20 protein-coding genes and 2 tRNA genes are annotated in these 22,789 nt (G+C 39.5%); 12 read left to right on the top strand and 10 right to left on the bottom strand.

Features of this window, described 5'->3' with window-relative positions; all coding sequences use genetic code 11:
- Positions 1–70 precede the first annotated feature (70 nt).
- Positions 71–1,606, top strand: coding sequence for a tryptophan halogenase family protein (locus ND6B_RS00345; protein WP_033104401.1), 1,536 nt, complete (start codon positions 71–73; stop codon positions 1,604–1,606).
- 2 nt (positions 1,607–1,608) lie between these two features.
- Here ND6B_RS00345 and ND6B_RS00350 read toward each other — a convergent pair whose 3' ends face one another.
- Positions 1,609–2,319, bottom strand: coding sequence for a DUF6445 family protein (locus ND6B_RS00350; protein ID WP_024601129.1), 711 nt, complete (start codon positions 2,317–2,319; stop codon positions 1,609–1,611).
- A gap of 305 nt (positions 2,320–2,624) precedes the next feature.
- Here ND6B_RS00350 and ND6B_RS00355 point away from each other — a divergent pair, with 305 nt between their 5' ends.
- From ND6B_RS00355 to ND6B_RS00375, 5 genes are all read left to right on the top strand, one after another.
- On the top strand, positions 2,625–3,329 hold the full coding sequence (locus ND6B_RS00355) for a SapC family protein (RefSeq protein ID WP_013465241.1): 705 nt from the start codon (positions 2,625–2,627) through the stop codon (positions 3,327–3,329).
- A 124-nt stretch (positions 3,330–3,453) separates the two neighbouring features.
- Positions 3,454–4,488, top strand: a complete 1,035-nt coding sequence (locus ND6B_RS00360) for an isoaspartyl peptidase/L-asparaginase family protein (protein WP_013465240.1) — start codon at positions 3,454–3,456, stop codon at positions 4,486–4,488.
- Positions 4,489–4,616: 128 nt separating this feature from the next.
- The gene (hrpA, locus tag ND6B_RS00365) at positions 4,617–8,504 is read left to right on the top strand and encodes an ATP-dependent RNA helicase HrpA (RefSeq protein ID WP_175527434.1); all 3,888 of its coding nucleotides are present in this window, start codon (positions 4,617–4,619) and stop codon (positions 8,502–8,504) included.
- Positions 8,505–8,730: 226 nt separating this feature from the next.
- Positions 8,731–9,111 (top strand): response regulator, encoded by a 381-nt coding sequence (locus ND6B_RS00370; protein WP_013465238.1) that lies wholly within the window; start codon positions 8,731–8,733, stop codon positions 9,109–9,111.
- Positions 9,112–9,119: 8 nt separating this feature from the next.
- On the top strand, positions 9,120–9,416 hold the full coding sequence (locus tag ND6B_RS00375) for a PilZ domain-containing protein (protein ID WP_013465237.1): 297 nt from the start codon (positions 9,120–9,122) through the stop codon (positions 9,414–9,416).
- Positions 9,417–9,425: 9 nt separating this feature from the next.
- Here ND6B_RS00375 and ND6B_RS00380 read toward each other — a convergent pair whose 3' ends face one another.
- Positions 9,426–10,616, bottom strand: coding sequence for a class I SAM-dependent methyltransferase (locus ND6B_RS00380; RefSeq protein ID WP_013465236.1), 1,191 nt, complete (start codon positions 10,614–10,616; stop codon positions 9,426–9,428).
- A 139-nt stretch (positions 10,617–10,755) separates the two neighbouring features.
- On the opposite strand from ND6B_RS00380, the gene ND6B_RS00385 reads away from it, so the two are divergent.
- Positions 10,756–11,412 (top strand): HD domain-containing protein, encoded by a 657-nt coding sequence (locus ND6B_RS00385; protein ID WP_033104399.1) that lies wholly within the window; start codon positions 10,756–10,758, stop codon positions 11,410–11,412.
- A gap of 4 nt (positions 11,413–11,416) precedes the next feature.
- The gene (locus ND6B_RS00390; RefSeq protein ID WP_235420581.1) at positions 11,417–11,845 is read left to right on the top strand and encodes a VOC family protein; all 429 of its coding nucleotides are present in this window, start codon (positions 11,417–11,419) and stop codon (positions 11,843–11,845) included.
- A 1-nt stretch (position 11,846) separates the two neighbouring features.
- Here ND6B_RS00390 and ND6B_RS00395 read toward each other — a convergent pair whose 3' ends face one another.
- Together ND6B_RS00395 and ND6B_RS00400 are read right to left on the bottom strand one after the other, a co-directional pair.
- Positions 11,847–12,842: a response regulator gene (locus ND6B_RS00395; protein WP_033104397.1), complete on the bottom strand. Its 996-nt coding sequence runs from the start codon at positions 12,840–12,842 to the stop codon at positions 11,847–11,849.
- 17 nt (positions 12,843–12,859) lie between these two features.
- Positions 12,860–16,171, bottom strand: coding sequence for a PAS domain S-box protein (locus tag ND6B_RS00400; RefSeq protein ID WP_033104396.1), 3,312 nt, complete (start codon positions 16,169–16,171; stop codon positions 12,860–12,862).
- A gap of 245 nt (positions 16,172–16,416) precedes the next feature.
- On the opposite strand from ND6B_RS00400, the gene ND6B_RS00405 reads away from it, so the two are divergent.
- A complete protein-coding gene (locus ND6B_RS00405) occupies positions 16,417–17,109 on the top strand; it encodes a M48 family metallopeptidase (protein ID WP_033104395.1) in 693 nt (230 codons plus the stop codon).
- 25 nt (positions 17,110–17,134) lie between these two features.
- Here ND6B_RS00405 and ND6B_RS00410 read toward each other — a convergent pair.
- Both ND6B_RS00410 and ND6B_RS00415 read right to left on the bottom strand, forming a co-directional pair.
- Positions 17,135–17,219 (bottom strand) — tRNA-Tyr (locus tag ND6B_RS00410).
- Between the two features lie 49 nt (positions 17,220–17,268).
- Positions 17,269–17,353 (bottom strand) — tRNA-Tyr (locus tag ND6B_RS00415).
- A gap of 112 nt (positions 17,354–17,465) precedes the next feature.
- Between ND6B_RS00415 and ND6B_RS00420 the strand changes: the two genes are divergently transcribed.
- On the top strand, positions 17,466–17,993 hold the full coding sequence (locus tag ND6B_RS00420; RefSeq protein ID WP_033104394.1) for a VC2046/SO_2500 family protein: 528 nt from the start codon (positions 17,466–17,468) through the stop codon (positions 17,991–17,993).
- Between the two features lie 212 nt (positions 17,994–18,205).
- Positions 18,206–18,508 carry a DUF6172 family protein gene (locus tag ND6B_RS00425; RefSeq protein WP_008113037.1) on the top strand — a complete coding sequence of 101 codons (303 nt, stop codon included), beginning with the start codon at positions 18,206–18,208 and terminating at the stop codon, positions 18,506–18,508.
- A 67-nt stretch (positions 18,509–18,575) separates the two neighbouring features.
- Here the strand turns inward: ND6B_RS00425 and ND6B_RS00430 are convergent, their stop codons facing one another.
- From ND6B_RS00430 to ND6B_RS00440, 3 genes are all read right to left on the bottom strand, one after another.
- Positions 18,576–19,052: a YchJ family protein gene (locus tag ND6B_RS00430; RefSeq protein WP_033104393.1), complete on the bottom strand. Its 477-nt coding sequence runs from the start codon at positions 19,050–19,052 to the stop codon at positions 18,576–18,578.
- Between the two features lie 39 nt (positions 19,053–19,091).
- Entirely contained in the window at positions 19,092–19,526 is a 435-nt protein-coding gene (locus ND6B_RS00435) for a SulA-like leucine-rich domain-containing protein (RefSeq protein WP_013465228.1), read from the bottom strand.
- A 322-nt stretch (positions 19,527–19,848) separates the two neighbouring features.
- Complete coding sequence (locus ND6B_RS00440; RefSeq protein WP_033104392.1) at positions 19,849–20,310, bottom strand: sel1 repeat family protein; 462 nt, start codon at positions 20,308–20,310, stop codon at positions 19,849–19,851.
- A 118-nt stretch (positions 20,311–20,428) separates the two neighbouring features.
- Between ND6B_RS00440 and ND6B_RS00445 the strand changes: the two genes are divergently transcribed.
- The gene (locus ND6B_RS00445) at positions 20,429–21,721 is read left to right on the top strand and encodes an NCS2 family permease (protein WP_051686724.1); all 1,293 of its coding nucleotides are present in this window, start codon (positions 20,429–20,431) and stop codon (positions 21,719–21,721) included.
- Positions 21,722–21,835: 114 nt separating this feature from the next.
- Here ND6B_RS00445 and ND6B_RS00450 read toward each other — a convergent pair whose 3' ends face one another.
- Positions 21,836–22,591: a hypothetical protein gene (locus ND6B_RS00450; protein WP_013465225.1), complete on the bottom strand. Its 756-nt coding sequence runs from the start codon at positions 22,589–22,591 to the stop codon at positions 21,836–21,838.
- Positions 22,592–22,789 lie beyond the last annotated feature (198 nt).

Here is a 22,789-nt window from a genome sequence, read left to right as displayed (position 1 = left end):
AAATGAGTAAAAATAACCTAGGCCCAGCATTGCTGGGCTTTTTTACGAGGTTAAACTTTATTGGTGATTTATGGATATAAAAAAAGTTGCAATTGTAGGTGGTGGAACAGCCGGTTGGTTAGCTGCAAACCACATTGGCAAAGAGATGCTCAATCGTAAAGGTATATCTGTTACTTTAATAGAGTCCCCAGATATACCGCCAATTGGTGTCGGTGAAGGCACAGTCCCCGATATTAGGAATACCCTAAAAAGCTTTGGTATTCGTGAAGATGAATTTATTAGGCAATGTGATGCAACGTTCAAGCAGTCAATAAAGTTTATTAACTGGATGGATAAGAAAAAACATGGCGAAGGCAACTTTTTTCATCATTTATTTGATGTGCCAAGCCCTTATGATGCCAAGCATTTAACTTCTTATTGGTTAAATAACAAAGAGAAAAGTCAAAGTTATGCGCAGGGCTTATCTTCTCAGCATGTTATTTGTGAGGCAGGCTTAGCACCTAAAAATATCACTAATGCTCAATATGAAGGGGAGTTGGCTTACGCGTATCATTTTAATGCAGGCAAGTTTGCGCAACTACTTGCTTGTAATGCAAAAGAAAAATTTTCTGTAGAGCATATACACACCCATGTTACACAGGTAAAGCTTGGCGATGACGGCGCTATTGCTGCACTTATTACAGATAACAATGAAGAGCTTGAGTTTGACTTTTATATTGACTGCTCAGGCTTTGAATCTTTACTTATGAGTAAAGCGTTAAAGGTTCCTTTTGTTGATGTATCTGAGAGTTTATTAATTAACAGCGCATTAGTGGTGCAAGTACCAACCAAAGCCGATGATGCTATTCCTCCTTATACACTTGCCACCGCTCATCAAACTGGCTGGATTTGGGATATTGCGCTCACCAATAGGCGTGGAGTCGGTTTTGTTTATTCAGATAACCATATGACGGATGAACAGGCACATGAAAAACTTGACCGTTATTTAGGTGACAGTAAGCAAGATCTTACCTACAGAAAAATACCAATGCGGGTCGGTTACCGGAAAAAGTTTTGGCATAAAAATTGTATTGCCCTTGGCTTAGCGCAAGGCTTTTTAGAACCATTAGAGGCAACGTCAATATTATTAACTGACTTTTCAGCTAAATTTTTAACGTTGCGCTTCCCATCATCAACAACGCAGCTAGAGCAATTAGAAGAGCGTTTTAATCATGCTATGGGGTATGCATGGGAGCGGGTGATTGATTTTATTAAACTTCACTACTGTATATCAGACCGCACTGATTCAGCTTTTTGGATAGCAAATAAAAACCAAGACACTATTTCCACGTCATTAAAAGAAAAACTTAATTTGTGGAAAGAGTTTACCCCAGTCAGAGATGATTTTTTTAGTCAGTTTGAAGTGTTTTATCTAGAGAACTTCTTATTTGTACTTTATGGAATGAATTACAATACTAAGGCGTCTAACAGCCCCGATAAAGAACAGGCACACTGTTTAGCGCGTTTAAAACAAAGAGCTGAGATTGATCACTATTTAATAAATAAGCTTTCTGATCACAGAGCGCTTTTAAATAAAATTAAACAGTATGGGCTTCAGTCAATCTAACCTTATCTTACACTTGCAAAAGAGGCTATCGACAGACGGCCTTTTTTAGCATCGGCTAAGCAGCTTTGCTCAGAGTAAATATTTGCACTGTGTAATAAGTTACCTTGGTAAATAACAAGGCGATTAAATTTAGCATCTATTTTAAATACCTGCTCAAATAAGCTAGTGGTACCCGCTAAATAGCCTTGATGTTCATCAGGGTTATTTTTAACATCGTTAACTATATCTGCCAATAGTGGTTTGTGTTGCTCTTTAAATTCAATAATGTTTTGCGGTATGTATTTATAAATACTGGTGCCACCGAGTTCCTCACCAGATAAATAATGCACAAACGCATAGTCTCTTTCATCACATGAATCGATATGGGGCACTTTTTGATCGACAATTAAATTAGCCGGTTTACATGAAACTAATGAAAGCAAACTTTTATGAAGAATAGACTCGTGGTAGTTTTTGTTTTCTATTTTAGGCAGTATTTCATTTTGAAAAAATGCGTGCAGCAACCTCAAGTACGGTTGTGGCATATTATCGCGGATCCCCGGATAAAAGGAATTATCTGAAAACATAGGATTAAAGTAAGCTATGTTATGGGCAAAATTCATTACACTACTTGTATCTAAAAGAAAATCATCAACAACGTAAGCGTATACCTGTGTGCCAGGGATCATCAACTTTTCAATTTTTAACTGTGGATTTATGGTTAAATTTTTCATTTTTAAGGTCTAATTTTTGATGAGAATATTTAAGTGTAAACATCTTACCTCGCTGTAAAATTAATATATCACCTCTGACAACGCTGTCAAAGCTATCAGCGAGTGTATTTAATGGCTAATAGACCAGTGAACGTTGGCAAAAGTAACGTTTTTTATATATTTGTCTAAATAATCAGCGATAATGTTTTTGTTAATTAATAACGTACAAAATGACACAAAATTTTCACTTCCTTTTTGTCACCAAAACCATTAGCCTTAGGCCACTAATAGTAATAAATCAAATTAATAAATAACGGAGCAGTAACATGGCGGAGCAACAAGTACAGCCTTTACACAACGAAAAACATGCCAACACTAAAATTAAAAATGGCATCAATATCGAATTTATGAAAACTCAACACTTAGTGCCAGTTGTAGCACACGAGTTTGCGCGTATCGCCAATGAGTTTCCAATGTCTTTTGTTAAAAATAACGAAACAGGTACTTTTCAAGCGGTTGCTATGTTTGGCCTAGAGCCTGGCGAAAACTTATTTGTTGATGGCGACAAATGGACAGCAGCATTTGCACCTATGGCAACAACGCGTTACCCATTAGGTTTAGTAAAGCACCCTGAGCAAGATCAATTTGGTATTGTAATTGACGAAGCGAGCTCATTAGTTGGTGAAGAAGAGGGTAATGCATTATTCGAAAACGGTGAAGAAACTGATTACCTTAAGCGTCGTAAAGAAGCGTTAGTATCGTTCATTGAGTTTTCACAAGTCACTGATGCGTTTACTAAATTCCTTGCTGATAAAGAATTACTAGTAGCACAAACGCTAACGGTTGATATTAAAGGCGAGAAAAAAGACATCAACGGTATTTACCTTATCGATGAGAAAAAACTAAATGAGCTAAGCGATGCAGACTTTCTAGAGCTTCGTAAACGCGGTTATTTAGCACCTATCTATTCTTTCTTAACGTCTACTCACCAAGTAGCACGTTTAGCACGTTTAAAAGCGCAACAAGCGTAATTTTTAAACAGAATTCAAAAAGCGCCTCAGGGCGCTTTTTTTATGCCATTAAACTCAGTTCACTTGAAAAACCCCACGTAACCATTCACATTAGTTTTAATCTTAACTAACAAAAGAACGCACAATGAAAAAATCACTATTACTAGGACTGCTTTGCGGTAGTTTAATGAGTGTGAGCTCATCTGCATTGAGTGCGAGCACGCCGTTTGCCATTGCGATTCATGGCGGGGCAGGCACAATCGAAAAAAGTAAATTTACACCTGCTCAAGAGCAAGCTTACCGCGATAAATTAGCTCAAGCTGTTGAGACTGGGTATAAGGTACTTGAACAAGGCGGAGAAAGCCTTGATGCAGTCACAGCAGCCATTGAAGTGTTAGAGCAATCGCCTTATTTTAACGCCGGACGCGGCGCGGTATACACCTATGATGGTAGCCATGAGTTAGATGCCTCTATTATGGATGGTCGTAACCGCCAAGCTGGAGCGGTTTCGGGCATTAAGCATATAGAAAGTCCAATTAAACTTGCCCGTTTAGTGATGGAAAAATCAGTGCATGTGATGTTAAGTGGCCAAGGTGCAGAAGAGTTTGCTAAAGAGCAAGGAGTTAGCTTAGTAGAGAATAATATATTTGATACAAAGCATCGCTATGAAGCTTTATTAAAAGCAAAGGAAAAACTAGAGGCGAGCAAAAGCACCAATAAAGATTATCAAGCAGCGCACAAGGCGTTACCCGCTAATTATAAAATGGGGACTGTGGGTGCGGTTGCACTGGATAAACAAGGTAATTTAGCCGCGGGTACGTCAACTGGCGGAATGACCGCAAAACGTTTTGGCCGTATTGGTGATGCACCAGTTATTGGCGCGGGTACCTTTGCAGAAAACGCCTCGTGTGCAGTATCGGCAACCGGCCATGGCGAATATTTTATTCGTTATAATGTGGCAAGCGATATTTGCGCACGAGTAAAATATCAAGGTAAAACCATTGCTCAAGCCGGGGATGAAGTAATAAATGGGGTGCTTAAACCGATTGGCGGCACAGGCGGTGTTATTATTGTTGATACAAAAGGCAATATTAGCCTGCCGTTTAACACCACAGGCATGTACCGTGCGAGTAAATCGAATACGCAAGCGACTTATGTAGGTATTTTTAGCGACGAATAAGCGTTTTTCTTTAGTGGCTGGAGGTTTATATAATAATCCGCTGATTGTTATGTCCTTTACAGGATTAACCCCAGCCATTTAATTTGCTACAATCGGGACTCTTTGACTAATTTTTATAAGGTATGCAGGTGGTAAACCTAGGTCAGTTGTTTGGCGAGCTAAAAACGTGCTTAAAAAAAGATCAATTCAGTTTTAAAAAGCGCCTTCATGGCGTAAAAAAAATTACCGACGAGGCAAAACTTACCAGTGCGCTTGAAAAAATTACGGCTGATATCAGTCGCAGTCAATCGCTTCGCGAGCAGCGTTTAGCTGGGCTACCTAACGTTACTTATCCTGAGCAATTACCGGTCAGTCAAAAAAAAGACACCATTAAAGAAGCCATTGCTAATAATCAAGTGGTGATCATTGCTGGTGAAACCGGCTCAGGTAAAACCACACAAATTCCTAAAATGTGTTTAGAGTTAGGCCGCGGGGTTGATGGGTATATAGGCCATACTCAACCTAGACGTTTAGCTGCACGTAGCGTTGCCAATCGTATAGCAGAAGAAATGCAATGCGAGCTTGGTCAGCAAGTGGGTTTTAAAATTCGCTTTAGCGATCAGGTTTCTAATAACAGTTATATAAAACTGATGACCGACGGTATTCTATTAGCTGAAATACAACAAGACCGTTTTTTGAATCAATACGACACCATTATTATTGATGAAGCGCATGAGCGCAGTTTAAACATTGATTTTATTTTAGGTTACCTTAAAAATTTACTTCCTAAACGTCCTGACTTAAAAGTTATTATTACCTCAGCGACCATTGATCCAGAACGTTTTTCTAAGCACTTTGATGATGCGCCAATTATTGAAGTATCAGGCCGGACATTCCCTGTGGATGTACGCTATAACCCCATCAGTGATATCCAAAAAGAAGACATGGAAGCCGAAGGCGACCAGTTACAGGGGATTTTTGATGCGGTCGATGAACTTTGCGCTGAAGGCCCCGGTGATATTCTGATCTTTTTAAACGGTGAGCGAGAAATACGCGACACCGCCGATGCGCTAAGTAAGCGCAATTTAAAACACACCGATATATTACCTTTGTATTCAAGGCTATCGAACGCTGAGCAAAATCGTATTTTTGCGCCGCATTCGCGCCGCCACATTATTCTCTCAACCAACGTGGCTGAAACATCGCTAACGGTGCCAGGTATTCGTTATGTTATTGACCCGGGTACGGCGCGTATTAGTCGTTACAGTTACCGTACAAAGGTTCAACGTTTACCCATAGAGCCTATTTCGCAAGCCAGTGCTAATCAGCGAATGGGGCGTTGTGGACGTGTTGAAGCGGGTATTTGTATTCGCTTGTATTCAGAGGACGATTTTTTATCACGTCCTGAATTTACCGATCCTGAAATATTGCGTACTAACTTAGCGTCAGTTATTTTACAAATGCTGGCATTAGGGTTGGGTGATATGGCGCAATTTCCTTTTGTGCAAGCCCCAGATAGCCGCAACATTAACGATGGTTTAACACTGCTTGAAGAGTTAGAAGCGGTAAAAGAAGCTAAACGTCATCAAAAAACCAGTTTAACGCAATCTGGTCGAGAGCTGAGTCGTTTGCCAGTGGATCCGCGTTTAGCAAAAATGGTGCTGACTGCGCATAAGCTGGGTGCATTGCGTGAGGTGATTATTATTGTTGCTGCGCTCTCAATTCAAGACCCACGAGAACGACCACAAGAAAAACGCCAGGCAGCGAATGAAAAACACGGTCGCTTTGACGATCCAGACTCTGACTTTATCGCCTTTTTAAACTTGTGGAATTACCTCGAAGAGCAGCAAAGTGAGCTGACCAATAGCCAGTTTAGAAAGCTATGTCAAAAAGATTTTTTAGCGTATATGCGCATTCGTGAATGGCAAGACATCGTTTATCAAATCAGCACTGTGTGCAATGAAATGAAAATGAAAGCCACCACTAATGTTGCAGACAGCGAGCTTATTCACAAAGCACTGTTAAGTGGCATGCTCAGTCATATCGGTTTTAAAGACGAAAAGCAGCTGTATAAAGGCGCACGTAATAGCCAATTTCATATTTTTCCAGGATCTGGCTTGTTTAAAAAGAGCCCCAAGTGGATGATGTCGGCTGAATTGGTAGAAACCAGTAAACTCTATGCCCGTATTAATGCCAAAATAGATGTGAACTGGGTAGAACCGTTTGCTCAACATTTGGTAAAACGAAGCTATACAGAGCCACACTGGGAGAAAAAGCCCGGTGCAGTCATTGCCTTTGAGCAACAAACACTTTACGGCCTGCTTATCGTTAATAAACGCCGGTGTGTGTATAGCAAGATTGATCCTAAAGTAAGCCGCGAATTATTTATCCGCTCGGCGCTGGTTGAACAAGAGCTTGGATTAAATGAAGCATTTTTAGCGTATAACCGCGAATTAATTGAAGATATTCAAGTGCTCGAAAACAAGTCTCGTAGACGCGATATTTTAGTTGATGAGCAAACCTTGTTTGAGTTTTACGAGAAGAAAATACCCAGCGATATTAACAATCGTGCTGCGTTTATTAAGTGGTATAAAACACAAAAACAACAAGACAAACACTACCTGCACATGACGCGTGAAGAGCTCATGCAACATGGCGCCAGCAGCATTACCGAATTTGACTACCCAGATACATGGCAGCAAGATAATTTGATGCTGCCGCTTACCTATCACTTTGATCCAGGCCAAGCGGTTGATGGCGTTGCCGTACAAATACCCGTTGCACTGTTAAACCAAGTGCAAGAAAGTGGCTTTGATTGGCATATACCGGCATTTCGTCATGAGTTAATTTGTGGGTTAATTAAGTCATTACCAAAGTCATTGCGTCGTAACTTTGTTCCTGCGCCCAATTATGCCGATGCGGTGTTAGCGGCTATAGAGCCATTACAAGGCTCGTTAATCGACTCGCTAAGCAATCGATTACTACGTATGACCGGCGTCCGTGTAGACCCTGAGGCGTGGGATTTAACTGCGCTTGCTCCGCATTTAAGGCTACAATTTGAAGTGCGCGATGAACACGACAAGCTACTGGCACGTGGACTCGATTTAGCTAAACTTAAAGCGCAGCTACAAGGCAAGGTCACCGACACCTTATCTAAAGTCGCCGACAAAGGCATAGAAAAAACCGATTTAACGCAGTGGGATTTTGGAGAGTTACCAACATCCTATGTGAAAAAGCAAGGTCAGTACGAAATTAAAGCGTACCCTGCGCTGGTGGATAAAAAATCAACGGCGGCAGTGGAGTTATTCGATAACGAAATTAAAGCGCAATTAGCGCACCAGCAGGGGTTGCGTCGTTTAGTGTTATTAAACGTGCCATCACCCATTAAATACCTGCAGCAAAATTTACCAAACAAGGCTAAGCTAGGGTTGTACTTTAATCCTTTTGGTAAAATTGCCGATTTAATAGATGACTGCATTGCATCGGGTGTTGATAGCCTATTAGTTAAATATGGTGATATTCGTACAAGTGATGCATTTGAAGCGGTTAAAGAGCATATTCGCGGCGAATTAGGCGACACCGTAGTAGCAATTGCAACCCAAGTAGAACAAGTACTGAGTATTGCTCATGCGCTGCATAAAAAAATGAAAGGGCGAGTAGATTTAACCATGATCACTGCCCATGGCGATATTAAATCTCAGTTAGAATCGCTTATTTTTAAAGGTTTTGTGAGCCAGCATGGGGCGGATAAGCTCGGCGATTTAATTCGTTACTTAAAAGCGATTCAAAAACGACTAGAAAAGCTACCCGTCGACCCAAATCGTGATAGATTATGTGTGCTAGAGCTTGAAAAAGTGGCGCAAGAATATAAAAAACTGACGAATAAAACCCCTAAAGGAATGCCATTGCCTGACGATGTTGAGGCTATTTTTTGGATGCAGCAAGAATTACGCGTATCCTTATTTGCGCAAACCTTAGGTACACCTTATCCAATTTCAGCAAAACGTGTGTTAAATGCGATAAAAGAAATTGAATAATCCCTTTATTCGCTATTAAGCTAGGGTCTGTTGACCTTTGTGGATTAAAATTTGTTCAAACTAAGGGCGGTTTAATCGCGGCGCAAGGTTTGTAACCTAGTGGGCTAAGTAAAAACCACACCACATAGGCTCTGCCTTGCCTAAATACCAAACAGGCTACTGCAAATTCAACCTTGAACGGTCAACAGACCCTAAGGGACTAACTTGAGAAGGAAATGACATTGCTATGTCCTCATTACTAAAACACCAAGCGCGACAATTGTTAGTGGTTGATGATGAGTATTTCAATTTTGAAATACTCAAAGCAGGGTTAGCATCAACATTTGATTTAAGCTATGCTGATTCTGGTAAAAGTTGTTTAGCATCTGCCATTGCTAATCCGCCTGATATTATTTTGCTTGATGTATGTATGCCGGGGCTTGATGGTTATGATACCTGTCGCATACTTAAACATACGCCAGAGACAAAACACATTCCGGTGGTGATGATATCAGGACTTGAGTCAGAGCTTGAGCAACAAGCAGGCTTTGACTCAGGGTGTGATGCTTACGTTGTAAAACCTTTTTCTATCGCCGTACTACGAGAAAAAATTAATAATATTGTGTAGAGGGAATTATGTTTACTGAAGATAAGCGAAACTACAGACGTATGCAGGTTAACACACCCGCTAAGTTAACCTCGATTGAGCCCGTCGCAGGACTAAGTTACACAGGCACCTGCCTTGACTTAAGTGCAACAGGGCTCTCCTTGCAGCTCGATGATTTATTAGAGCTTAACTCAATTTTATCGGTTGATATTGCATCAACCCATCCAAGCATTGCACCGTTAAAAGCCACTGCAAAGGTGATACGTGCCAGCACAGAAGAGGATGGCACGATAACCGCAGGGCTAGAAATTATTGAGTTTAACTAAAATTAGTGTTTAGTAAACCTTACAAATAAGGCCTTTAAGATAAAAGCCTTCAGGGTAGCTGCCCGCAATAGGGTGGTCAGCTGCTTGATTTAAGCGCTCCATGATCAGCAAATCTTTACCTGCATCAAGTGCTGCATCTGCAACCACTTTTTGAAACAAATTTTGTTCCATTAAACCAGAGCATGAGAAAGTAAGCAGTGTGCCGCCTGGTTTTAATATTTGCATCGCAATCATATTAATATCTTTGTAACCCCGACATGCCCCAGTTAACTGCGCTTTATTATCAGCAAATTTAGGCGGATCCATCACAATCGTATCAAACATCACGCCGTCTTCACGGTATTGGCGCAATAACTTAAATACATCTTGTTTTACAAAGTCGACTTTATTTAAATCAAGGTTGTTATGTTCAACATTGCGCTTTGCTGTATCAAGAGCTGGTTGTGAAACATCGACATTGGTTACATGCTTACAGCCACCACGCAGGGCATAAAGAGAAAACGTTCCCGTATAACTAAAGCAATTTAATACGGTTTTATCTTTTGAAAAACGCTCCAGTGCAGCACGGCTATCACGTTGATCTAAATAAAAGCCGGTTTTATGGCCTTCAAGAATATCAACTTCAATTTTTAAACCATTTTCTTCAATGATAACTGGCGCTGTGGGTTCATTACCCCAAAGCACTCCTTTAATTGGCTCCAAGCCTTCTTTAGTGCGCACATCTACATCTGAGCGCTCATAAATATTTGAGCCTGGGAAAATAGCCATTAATGCGCCAACAATTTCACCTTTGTGGCGCTCAGCACCGGCACTGAGTAACTGACAAACCAAGGTGTTATCAAATTTATCTATGGTAACACCCGGTAAATAATCGGATTCAGCGGCGCAAAGCCTAAAACCGGTCAGTCCACCTTCTTCAATCGCATGGCTGCGCGCCTCTAAAGCACGACGTAGGCGACGCTCGAAAAAATGTTGATCTATGACTTCTTTTTCATCAAAGCTCCATACACGCGCGCGAATTTGTGAATGCGGGCTGTAAGCCGCGGTGGCTAAAAACTTACCTTCACTGTCGTGTATGGTTACCGTGTCACCTAATCCAGGTTTACCTTTAATTTTTTTGATGGCTTTAGAAAATAACCAAGGGTGTTTTCTTTTTAATGATTTATCGCGACCAGCTTGCAGGTAAACGGCAGATGACATATGGCTTCTCTGTAGTAATAAATAAGCGCTGTATTTTAGTCAAGCCACGCGCAACATACAATGAATGTTTTGCAAGGGCCTTATAAATCGCGTTAAAGTAGCCAATATTAACTCGTTTAAATAGATTTTTGGAAATTCGGTGGACAATTCAGCTCTTAGCCCCTCATTACAGCAACTTAATCAGCAATGCAGAGAATTTATAACAGCGCTTATCCATGCTGATGTAGCCCATGATATTACCCATATTGAACGCGTTGTCCGTGTCGCAGTTAAATTATGCACTGCTGAAAAAGCCAATATGAATGTTGTTTTACCTGCTGCTTGGTTACATGATTGTGTTGCGGTGGCAAAAAATCATCCAGACAGAGCGAAAGCATCAACAATGGCAGCCGATAAAGCGATTAGTTTTTTAGCGTCTATTGGCTATGATGAAGCGCTATTTGATGATATTCACCACGCCATAGCCGCGCATAGTTTTAGCGCCAATATTGCTATTAAAACCGTTGAAGCACAGATTGTACAAGATGCTGACAGAATGGATGCCTTAGGGGCTATTGGTGTTAGTCGTTGTATGAAAGTGGGGGGCTCAATAAGCCGACTTTTGTACAATCCTAATGATCCATTTTGTTTAGAGCGTGAACCTGATGATAAACAGTACACCTTAGATCATTTTTTTATAAAGTTGCTGCATATTGCAAAAAGTATGAATACACCTTCAGCTAAAGCTGAAGCACTTAGAAGAACAGATTATATGTATGACTTTTTAGAGCAGTTAAAATCTGAAATTGGAGGGTAAGACAGTGAGGCCAAAATTGAGCGGTATTGATCATTGTCATTTAAATGTTCAAAGCCTCAGCCAAGCCGTTGATTGGTATGAAAAGGTGCTTGGTTTTACCGTAGTAGAGGAATTAGCATTTTGGAATGAAGAAGGCAAAGGCCCTTTAACGCTTGAAGATGAAAACGCATCCACACGTTTAGCTTTATTTGAGGCACCAGGGACAAGCAAAGGAATCGCTTTTGCTGCAACCGGTGAGCAATTTATAGCGTGGTTAGCACATTTTGAGCAGCTTGAAATTAAAACGATACTGGCTGATCATGGCGTGACTTTTTCTATGTATTTTAAAGATAACAGTGGCAATAGCCATGAGATCACTTCCCATCACTACCGCATTATAAAACAGCATTTTCCGGCTGTAGCGTTAGGCTCTCACAATGCCAAAAGAGGCTAAATTAATTGCGTTCTTGATGAGCCTTTTTTATCGCTAAAATAGCGTCTATTTTGCTAATAAAAAGATCAACCAGCTGAGGGTCAAAGTGTTTTCCTGCTTGTTGTTGCATATGCTCTAGTGTTTGCTCAATGCTCCACGGCTCTTTATAAGGACGTTTTGATGTAAGTGCATCAAATACATCAGCAATCGCTACAATCCGCCCCTCAATAGAGATTTCCTCGCCTTTCAATCCATTAGGATAACCTGTGCCATCCCATTTTTCATGATGTTCAATAGCCAATACATGGGCAAGTTGCAGTAAGGGGGAAGGTGAGTTGGCCAATATTTTAGCCCCTATAGCGGCATGCTCTTTCATGTGTGCAAATTCGTCGGGGGTTAATTTGCCAGGTTTTAACAGTATCGAATCAGGAATACCTATTTTTCCGACATCGTGCATTGGCGCAGCTTGACGTAATAATTCTGCGTGTTGTTCATTCATTCCCAGTGCTAAAGCAAGTACTTTGCTGTATTGGCTCATTCGTGCAATATGCTCACCCGTATCGGTATCTTTATACTCTGCCGCGCGACCCAATCGCTCAACTAAATCTACATGTGCTTGTTTTAGTTGCTCGGCTTGTACTAAAGAAAGATGAGTTTTTACCCTTGCCTTTACAATCGCAGGGCTAATAGGTTTGGTTATATAGTCAACCGCACCTAGCGAAAACCCTTCCGATTCATCTTGTTCTTGCGTGAGGGCGGTGACAAAAATGACCGGAATGTGTGCGGTTTTAGGATTAGCTTTTAAAATTTTGCACACTTCAAAGCCATTCATATCTGGCATCATTACATCAAGTAAAATGAGTTTTGGCGGATCGTTTTCTATTAATTGCAGTGTCACAGCCCCCGATTTAGCAAACGATAAACGGTAGTTACTCGCTAAGACCTCGCGCATTACTTTTAAATTTGCAGGTTCATCATCGACGATTAATATTCGCGCCTGACTTATCGATTGATCCATCGTCATCCTCAGAAGAGCTAGTTATTGAGTGTTGTTAATAATGCGTTGAGCTGTGTTTGTGCATTATCAAATTCAAAGTCATTAAACTGCTCATAAATATTCAAAATAGCAGCTTTGTGTTGTTCGGGTGTTATTCTTTCAATATAACTTAATAACGTATCATCCAACTCTGCTCGTTTAGCTTGGCTGAGTAAAAGCGTTAATTGGTGAATAAATTCAGCATCTGACACGGTTTCTTTTTGTAATTCATTCTCTTTAAAAGCAATGTGTAAGTGTGATAATTCATCTGCTAGCTGCTGCCACTCTTGCTGACATTTTAATATGCACTGAGTATAACTTGTTATATCACGTTGTTTTTCAGCTTGCGCAATTAAGTAAGATAAATTATTGAGCGCTAAATTACCGGCAAGACCTTTTAAATTATGCAAAATATGAGCATGATGCTTATCGTTTAGCTTAGTGGTCGCCAAAGTTAGCATACTATTTTGATGCTGAGCTAAAAAGAGTACAACCTCTTTGAGATGTTTCTCTTTGCTGCCCCACATTTTTTCGCCTTTATTAAAATCTATACGAAGTTTTGAATCTATTGGATCGTTAGTTACTAACTGGCTGATAGTAAGCCCAAGCACCCGTGCTATTTCTTGGTTGAGTTGGTTTATGTCAACGGGTTTCGTTGTAAAACCATTCATACCCGCTTGTTTGGCTGTTAGCTTATCTTGCTGTAGCACACTGGCCGTTAAGGCAATTATTGGCGTGTGCTTTAGTTTTTTTTGCTGCTCTAAAGAGCGAATTGATGCTGTGGCACTGATCCCATCACATTTAGGCATATGAATATCCATTAGGATAATATCAAAGCGATGCTGATTAAACATGTCAATGGCCTCAAAACCATTATTTGCTTTACTTACCTGATGGCCTGCTTGGGAAAGCATAATAGTGAGTAGTTCGATATTTTGTTCAATATCATCCACCACTAAGATTTTTAATGGGGGTAAGCTAAATGCGTTTTTACTAATGGCTTGCACCTGACTTTTTTCGCCTGGCTCAAGCCCAACAGTAAAGGAAAAACAGCTACCTTGACCAAGGGTACTTTGTGCATATATTTTGCCGCCCATTAATTCAACCAGCTGCTTACTAATTGTTGTGCCAAGCCCTGTGCCACCAAATCGGCGTGTTGTGGTGCCATCTGCTTGCTCAAAGGGTTTAAAAATAGCCTCAAGGCGACCTTTTTCGATACCTATACCACTATCTTGTACTTCAAATAAAATGGGTTGATTGGGTTTATGAGTAACCGAAACAGTAACATGGCCTTGCTCAGTAAACTTTATCGCATTGCCGATTAAATTGGTTAGCACTTGGCGTAAACGCGTATCATCACCAAAATAAAATGGATTTACATTGTCAGCTATTTTTAAAATGAGCTGTAAGTCTTTGCGTTTTGCATCAAGCCAAAATGTCGACACAATATTATCGAGCAATTCTTGCAAGTTAAAATGTACTTTTTGAATTTCGAGTTTACCTTTCTCTAGCTTTGCTGAGTCAAGGATATCGTTGAGTAAATGCAATAAAGAACGCGCAGCGTTATTAACGGTAATAATTTGTTTTTGTTGTTCTTTATTAAGCGGACTATCCATTAAAATATCACTAAAGCCAATAATTGCATTCATGGGGGTACGTATCTCATGGCTCATATTTGCCATAAAAGACTGTTTAGCTTGCGCGGCTGCTTCAGCCTCGTATTTAGCTTGCTTTAAGCTTTGCTCATATTCATGGCGCTTGGTTATATCAACTAAAACGCCATCAACCCAGCGTGTATCATCTTTAGAGTTAGTGATAATACTTGCTTGATCAAGTACCCAAATAATATTGCCGTTGCGATGGCGAATGCGATACTCAATTGAGTATTGACTGGTCGATGCAACTGCTTGATCAATCGCTAAAGAAATAGCCGCTTCATCTTCTTTAACAATAAGCTCGGCAAAGGTAATACGCTGCTCAGTAAATTCTTCAGCGCGATAACCCGTTAGTTCATAGACGCTAGGGCTGATAAACAACATACTCCAGTGTTCATCTAACAAGCAGCGAAATACCACACCGGGCATATTGTTCATTAAGGTACGGTATTGTCGCTCTTTTTCAATTAAGCTTTGTTGTAACGCTCTTTGCTCAGTTAAATCGGTAATAAAGCCCACAAACAATGTTTCAGTTTGTAATTGCTTTACTTCACCAATCCCTAAGCGAATTGGAAATTGATGACCATTTTTATGTTTTGCCCACACATCGCGATTAACACCAATAACACGTTTTACCTCATGGTTTGTTGTATTTTTTAAAAAAGCATCGTGTTGATTAGCAATATCATCAGCCATTAATATTTTTACATTCTGGCCAATGACCTCATTATCTTGCCAGCCAAAAATTGTTTCTGCGGCTTTATTAAAGCTCAAAATAGTGCCTTTAATATTGATAGTAACGATGCCGTCAATGGCAGTTGATAAAATAGCATCAAGGCGAGACTCTTCAGCTGATTTTTTCCCCAACAGCATTCTATAACGGATCATGCCATTGATGATCACAACCACCGCTGTTAATAAAAGCGTGGCGAACGACACACTAATAGCAATAAAGGTTAGATGTGATTGGTTTGTTTGCTCGTTAATTATCGGGCTTGTTGCAATAAATCGCGTAGCAGCCATGCCCATATAATGCATACCAGCCACGGCAAGGCCAAGAATAAGGGCACAAATAATACGATTATGCACAGGCGTTAATTTTTTAAAGTGTGCTGGTAAATGAAAACGTGCATAGAGACTTATAAAAGACAGCAGCACTGCAACAACAATTGAAGCGCCAAACCATATTGGATCATAACGAAGTAAAGGACTTAATTGCATCGCGGCCATACCGCTGTAATGCATGGTGCCAACACCCGCGCCAAATAAAAGAGAGCTTAGAATTAAATTGATAATACGAGGGTTAGAGCTATATGTTTTCAAACAAGAAAAAGCAATGGTACATGCCAGTAACGCCGGTATAAACGACACAAAAGTGAGTGTGGGGTCGTATTCAATTGTAGTGCACAAAGAAAATGCGAGCATAGCAATAAAGTGCATGCTCCAGACCCCTCCGGCAAGGACTAAGGCTGCGGTTATATTGGCTAACTTTCGATAAGATTTAAAATGTGTATTATTTGCTAAATCGATAACGTGCAAAGAAAAATAAGCTGCAAAAATTGCGGTGAGTATAGATAGTGTCACTAAACTTGGGTCGTATACACCATTAATAATTAGGCTTGGATCTGGTTCGTTTATAAAAAAATTAGTTAACATCAATCATTCACATAATAACTCTTAAATTCAGTCTAATATAAAATACAATAATAATCACAAGGTATTGAGTTATAAATTACAAAAGTAACGTAAGTGTTTTAAGCTCTAAATCATACTATTTATTGAGTAGCACTAAATGCATTGTTATTAAAATGGCATTTAGTGGGGATTATTTATAGATTAGCCGTTATGGTACAAGGTAAAATAAAACCCAGTGGTTAATTATAAATAGGCAGCATTCATTGTTGGATTACACTTTAAAGCGTAGTAAGCGAAGAAAAACAGTGGCTATCAAAGTCGCACAACGTGAGCTTACGGTATATGCGCCCCATTTTGTAACGAAAACACAAATTAATGAATGGCTGTTAAGTAAACAGGACTGGATTGATGCTCAGTTACATAAGCAACAAATTCAAGCCGATACACGACAGTTTCCACTCAAAACCCAGAGTATTAAATTATTTAATGAAGCTGTTAATGTGCAATTTGATAACGCAGTACGCACTCAATGGCAGCAGCACAATGAAAGCCAAACGCTGTTACTGAGTATTTCTTCACGTGTAAAGCATCAAACGCAAATGTATCAAAGTTTGCTAGAGCAGTTTTTGCATGAGAAATTAGAAAGTTATATTGAAATGCGAGTTAACGATTATTGTCAGCTGATGGGTGAAAAGCTACCGAGTAATATTCGTATTCAATTGTATAAACGTCGCTGGGGTAGTTGTAATCGCAGGCGTGAACTAACCTTCAACTTACACTTGGCAAGTGCACCGACATGGGTCATTGACTACGTGATTGTTCATGAATTAGCACATTTAAAATATTTAAATCACAGTGCTCAATTTTGGCAACGTGTGGGATTATTTTATTCAGATTATAAACAAGCAAGTAACTGGTTAAACAATCATGGTATGAGTTTACAGTGGGTATTTGAATAAAAAGAAATAAGGTAGAGAAGAGAAGTGGTGGAGGGAGCTGGATTCGAACCAGCGAAGGCTGAGCCGTCAGATTTACAGTCTGATCCCTTTGGCCGCTCGGGAACCCCTCCACACTAATTGTTATTGCATTTGGCCCCACTTAACTTAGCCTAAGAAAAGTGGTGGAGGGAGCTGGATTCGAACCAGCGAAGGCTGAGCCGTCAGATTTACAGTCTGATCCCTTTGGCCGCTCGGGAACCCCTCCAATGCAACGCGGCAGATAATAGCAAACTTCTTATTTAAGTAAAGAAAAAAGCTAAAGAAAATTCAAATTTAGCCGATAAATACTTATTAATTAGTTAAATAGGCTAAAGTCTATGCAGATTGGTGATTTGTTAATCACGGAGAGCCAGTTAAAAACAAGGCTTAACGAAAGTGTGCACGAAAACCGCCGAGGCGAGTTTGCACTTTTATTAGCAATGCTCTCTCACGATGCACTCGATTTTAGTGAATTCCACCTACCCAAAAGTGACACTAAGCATTATCAAGCTAATGAAGATGCTCTGCGTAAACAATTTGGCGCAGGTCCAAAGCAGCCATTAGCGCCAGATACCTTTAATATGTTAATTGGTAAAAATAACACAGAGCTTTTAGCAAAAATGGGAAGCGCTGTAGGGATGAGTGATATAAAGTTAACTCAGTGCTTAAAGCCTGAGCCATTTAATATTCGTGATGATAGAAACCACATTCCGCTTAACGTAATGGATAACTGTGAATTAGCGGTACGTCGACGAATCCAAAATACCAACACCGAGTTATCAAACCCTCAAATGGATGCGGTGGCATTTTATGATGATTTACAAAATGAAGCTATCCACCAGCCATTACATTTGTTTAGTGCCTAATTATATGTGTTCAATTGCTGCTTTATACATGCCATTTAATTGTAATAAACTGTGTTTATAGTAGTAAGTAACTATTGGTTTTATAGGTGCTTTATTTTAATAACTGATTTAATATAAAAAAAGCATCCAAAATTTAAATGCAATTGCTATAATGGCGCAAATGGTATGACATTAAATGCCATTATCATTAAACCAAGGTAATTAGGAACGTAATGAAGAAAACATTCACGCTGAATCATGAGAAAATCAAATACCCTCGTATGGTTGATGCTGCAAAGCATGAAGTGAAAAAATATTTGAAAAGAGAACGTAATAAAACTTTACCTGTTGATGCCGACTACTGGGCATTTGATTGTAAGTTTGGTAACACGGCTGAAGAAGCCCAAGTGGTTCACGTTGCTGAAATTAACAATCACATCAGTGAAATTGAAAAGCAAGGTTTAACTTCTTTTTACTTAGAGATTTTAGCAAGACCTGCACAGCGTCAAGATTTCGATGAAGATGATGGCGAGTAAAACGCTAATTTGCGTTTAGTGTAGTTTTTGAAAATGGGCCTTGTGGCCCATTTTTTGTAGCTGAAGTTTATACACTATGACATTTTTTGTATTTTTTATTACTGCCACAAGGGCACGTATCATTACGTTTTACTTTAATATCGGCAACCGGTGTAATCTCACCATCAAGGTACCGCCATTGTCCATCTTCTTTAATAAACCTTGAATTTTCTGTCAACTCGCAATATAAATCTTGATAAAAGTAGTGAGCTTTAAATGTAACAAATCCTGTTTCATCATTATAACCAGAGTCTAATACGGCTAAGTTTATAAAACGGCAACTATTTGCAAAATCTTTAATTTCTGAAATTGAATTTTCAGCTTGTTTTTCTTTTGCATAACTTTCACGAACAAAAACCGCGTTTTTAACAGCATAAGCACTGTAGCGTGCACGCATAAGTTGCTCTGGTGTGAGTGGCTGTTTGGTTTTTAAATGAAAAGGCTCGCAGCAATCAGCATAAGGTTGCTGACTGCCACAAAAACATAATAGGGCGTTAGAAGTCATGATAAATGTACTGTGTATTAAAACGCTAGTTTATCAAGCTTATTGCGTAAGTGAAATCTCAGAATGAGCGCTTTTTTTGCTAAAGCAATACAACTTAGTGCGCGTATGGCTCAAGTTTAATGATAACTGCGACAGTTGTTGGTTATTTATTATGTCAGTCCAGGTGATCACCGCGGCAAAATTTCCATTGTGAAGTGCAGAACTTAAAACATACTCTAAATTAACTAAATGCTTTTGACGAATAACCAGTAATTTACTGGTATCAATTGAGCATGAATCAAGTAGCGCTTTGCTCGGTACGTTATCTGGTGCTATTAACAGTGTCCATGCGTTTAGGCTGTTGTATTGGTGTAATACTTTTAATAACTCAAACGTTGCTGAAATTTCATCTTCAATTTGTACAACGTTAACACAATCTGATTGGTCATCTTGCTGGTAGCTTTTAACTGTTCTTACGGTAATTGGCTGTAACATATTCTTCTCACTCACTGGGTTTTTATACAGTACATTCATACAGTAGTTTATACAGTTGTTTGGTGCAAGTGTTTTTTGCTATTTTTTTGTACAGTTATTCATCTTAAAACGCGACAGTTACTATAAATATACAAATAATCTATATATAACAATGGTTTAATTTTTATTGAAAGTTAATGCCCACAGAATTAATTTTAAGGCTGGGAGCAAATAAATACAGATGAACAGGGGGTATACAGTAGTTTAAATTAATTAAGCGTGCTTGCTTTGGCTATTAACGCTTAATTAATTTACAGATGAAATGAGTTGCTGGGCAGTGAAATTATTTTTCGCTACTAGAGGGGATCAAATGTGAAAATTGTAACTGGTGAATTTGTTCATACAGGCTGGCTGCGTAGCATTGAGCATCTTTAAGTCGTTTGGTACTAATATGTTTTCGTATATCGCTCATTGCTTCTATGGCAGGTTCATAGCCTTGACTACCGGCTAAGCTAAGCCACGCAGCACCATGAAATACACTTTGCGGCACACCTTGTCCTTTTATAAAAAACAGCCCTAAATAAAACTGCGCGCGATAATTTCCTGCCATTGCTGCCAAACGCATCCATTTTGCGGCTAAGGCGCCTTGTTCATTTTTAAGGTAATAAAGGGCTTTATTTAATGTGTCTTGATCGGTGTTTTTAGAGCTCGCAGGGAGATTTGCATCGCTTGGTTGCGTTACAAAAGAAAGAATGTTGTCTAATTGTTGCTCTAAGTCTTGGCCACTTGGTGTCGTTTTGATCATGCTACTTCGTTTGTTATTTTAATCACTTAGCTAGTTTAGTATATAGCAAGGTAAAATGTCCTGTAAAAAGTTATTTTTATGCTAAAATCTCGCCACTTTTTACAACCACAAGTTTATTATGCTCGAAGCCTTATTCAAAATCCGTGCAAATGATTCTTCGGTTCGCCGTGAATGTATTGCCGGTATGACTACATTTATTACGATGGTTTATATCGTATTCGTAAACCCAGCTATGCTTGCAGAAGCCGGTATGGACCAAGGTGCTGCTTTTGTTGCCACCTGTATTGCTGCTGCAATAGGGTGTTTTATTATGGGTTTGTGGGCCAATTATCCACTGGCATTGGCACCGGGTATGGGATTAAATGCATTTTTTACCTATGGTGTTGTATTAGGTATGGGTTATAGCTGGCAAGCTGCGTTGGGTGCGGTATTTATGTCAGGGTGTATATTTTTAATTCTAAGCTTATTTAAGGTGCGAGAGTGGATTATTAATGCAATCCCTCTGGTGCTCAAGCAAGCAATAGCAACGGGTATTGGCGCATTTTTAGCTCTCATCGCACTTAAAAGTGCCGGTATTATTGTATCAAGTCCTGCAACACTGGTGCAGTTGGGTGATATTACCTCGCATGGTCCTTTATTGGCTATTTTCAGCTTTTTTGTTATTGCTGCACTGCTTTATCGCGATTTTAAAAGTGGCGTACTGATTAGTATTTTACTAGTCACCGCGATTGCTGTGTCTATGGGGTTAGTGGAGTATCATGGTGTTATTGCTATGCCACCTTCTATCATGCCGACCTTTATGCAACTGGACTTTAGTGCCGCGTTTGAACTGTCGATGTTGAGTGTTATTTTTGCGTTTTTATTCGTTGATTTGTTTGATACCTCAGGCACGTTAGTTGCGGTAACTCAGAAGGCTGGTTTAGCAGATAAAAACGGTAATATGCCGCGTTTAGGTCGTGCATTAAGCGCTGACAGCACAGCAACCATTGCAGGTGCAATGCTCGGTACTTCAACAACCACGTCATACATTGAGTCTGTTGCAGGTGTATCTGTTGGTGGTCGAACGGGTTTAACCGCTGTGGTTGTGGGTTGCTGCTTTTTACTGATGATGTTTTTTGCGCCTTTAGCTCAAATGGTGCCTGCATACGCAACCGCGGGAGCTATTTTATATGTATCTGTATTGATGCTACAAAACTTAAAGTTTGTGAATTGGGACGACATGACTGATGCAATTCCGGTGAGTGTTGTATTATTAATGACACCGCTGACTTTCTCAATTGCACACGGTATTGCACTTGGTTTTATTTCTTATACGGCGGTAAAAGTGCTGTGTGGCAAAAAAGATCAGGTAAGCATTAGTGTTTGGATTTTAACTGCCTTGTTTATTGTTAAGTTCGCATTTTTATCTTAATGCAGTCAGCTTGTTAGAATGTGTATATGTCCTAATATGTAAACACAAAGTGGGGCAAAATCCTATTTAAAAAAAGCCCATGCAACTGCATGGGCTTTTTTATTTAGAAAGGAATTACCATTTCTTTTTAGGTGCAAATAATACGTCTAAATCATCTTGCTCTTGTTCGTTCTTTTTCTTCAATGATGTAGCATTTGATGCCTTGAGTTCATTACTTATCGTTTCAAGGTAGCCTTCAACTTCAGCTCGTTTTGCCGTAATGTAATCGTCATTAAATGAAACACTGTTAAGTGTGGCAGCTGCTTTTTCAAAGTACTGCCTAGCAGAGCCTATCATTCCAGCTGTTTGCGCTGATAACCCTCGTTTTATTTGGCTTTCAATGTTGATTCTTAGTTGTAGCTTTTCAAGGCGTTTGTCTTCTGCAATAAATACCTGGCTGTCTACTTTGCCTTTATTATGCTCAGAACGAATAATAGTGCGTAACTTTTTAATGCCTTGTATCAGCGATATCAGTTGTTTGTCGTTGCCTGGTAATACAAAGCCATCTGAACCGTCTTGAATTGGGTTTTGTAGTCGCTCTTTTGCTTCTTTTAAGCGGTTTTTTAGTCCACTACCTCCGCTTGAAATAGACACCATTTGACTGAGCGCATCATGAATTCGTCGTTGTAATATTCGCTGAGTTGCCTCTGAAAGTGGAATGTTGGCGCTATTCATTAATGCTTCTTCGGTTTCTTCAATGATTGCTTTTTGTTTTGTTAACTCTTTGCGTCGTTCAGCTTCTTGTTTTTCTTTGTGTTGCTGAACAGCACTAACCCATAGTGCAATGACTATAAGTGCAACAATTAATACAATTATAATGGAAACTATCATGTTATAATTCTCAAATTCTTAACCTTATTATCTAATCTTACATTAAATATATAAAAGGTGGGAAACTTTGCTCAGATTAACTGAAAAAAGCGTCACCATAAAGCGTTTAAATCTTAATATGTTATGTTTCGATTGCTGATAATCATTGCTACCTCAAGTTTATTTATTGTGTTAACCTGAAATTTCAACAAATTAATT

It is taken from the genome of Pseudoalteromonas sp. ND6B (assembly GCF_000764215.1).
In the GTDB taxonomy this organism is placed as follows: Bacteria; Pseudomonadota; Gammaproteobacteria; order Enterobacterales; family Alteromonadaceae; genus Pseudoalteromonas; species Pseudoalteromonas tetraodonis.
The sequence above is the reverse complement of the archived record's forward strand: the minus strand, read 5'-3'. Positions and strand labels throughout refer to the sequence as shown.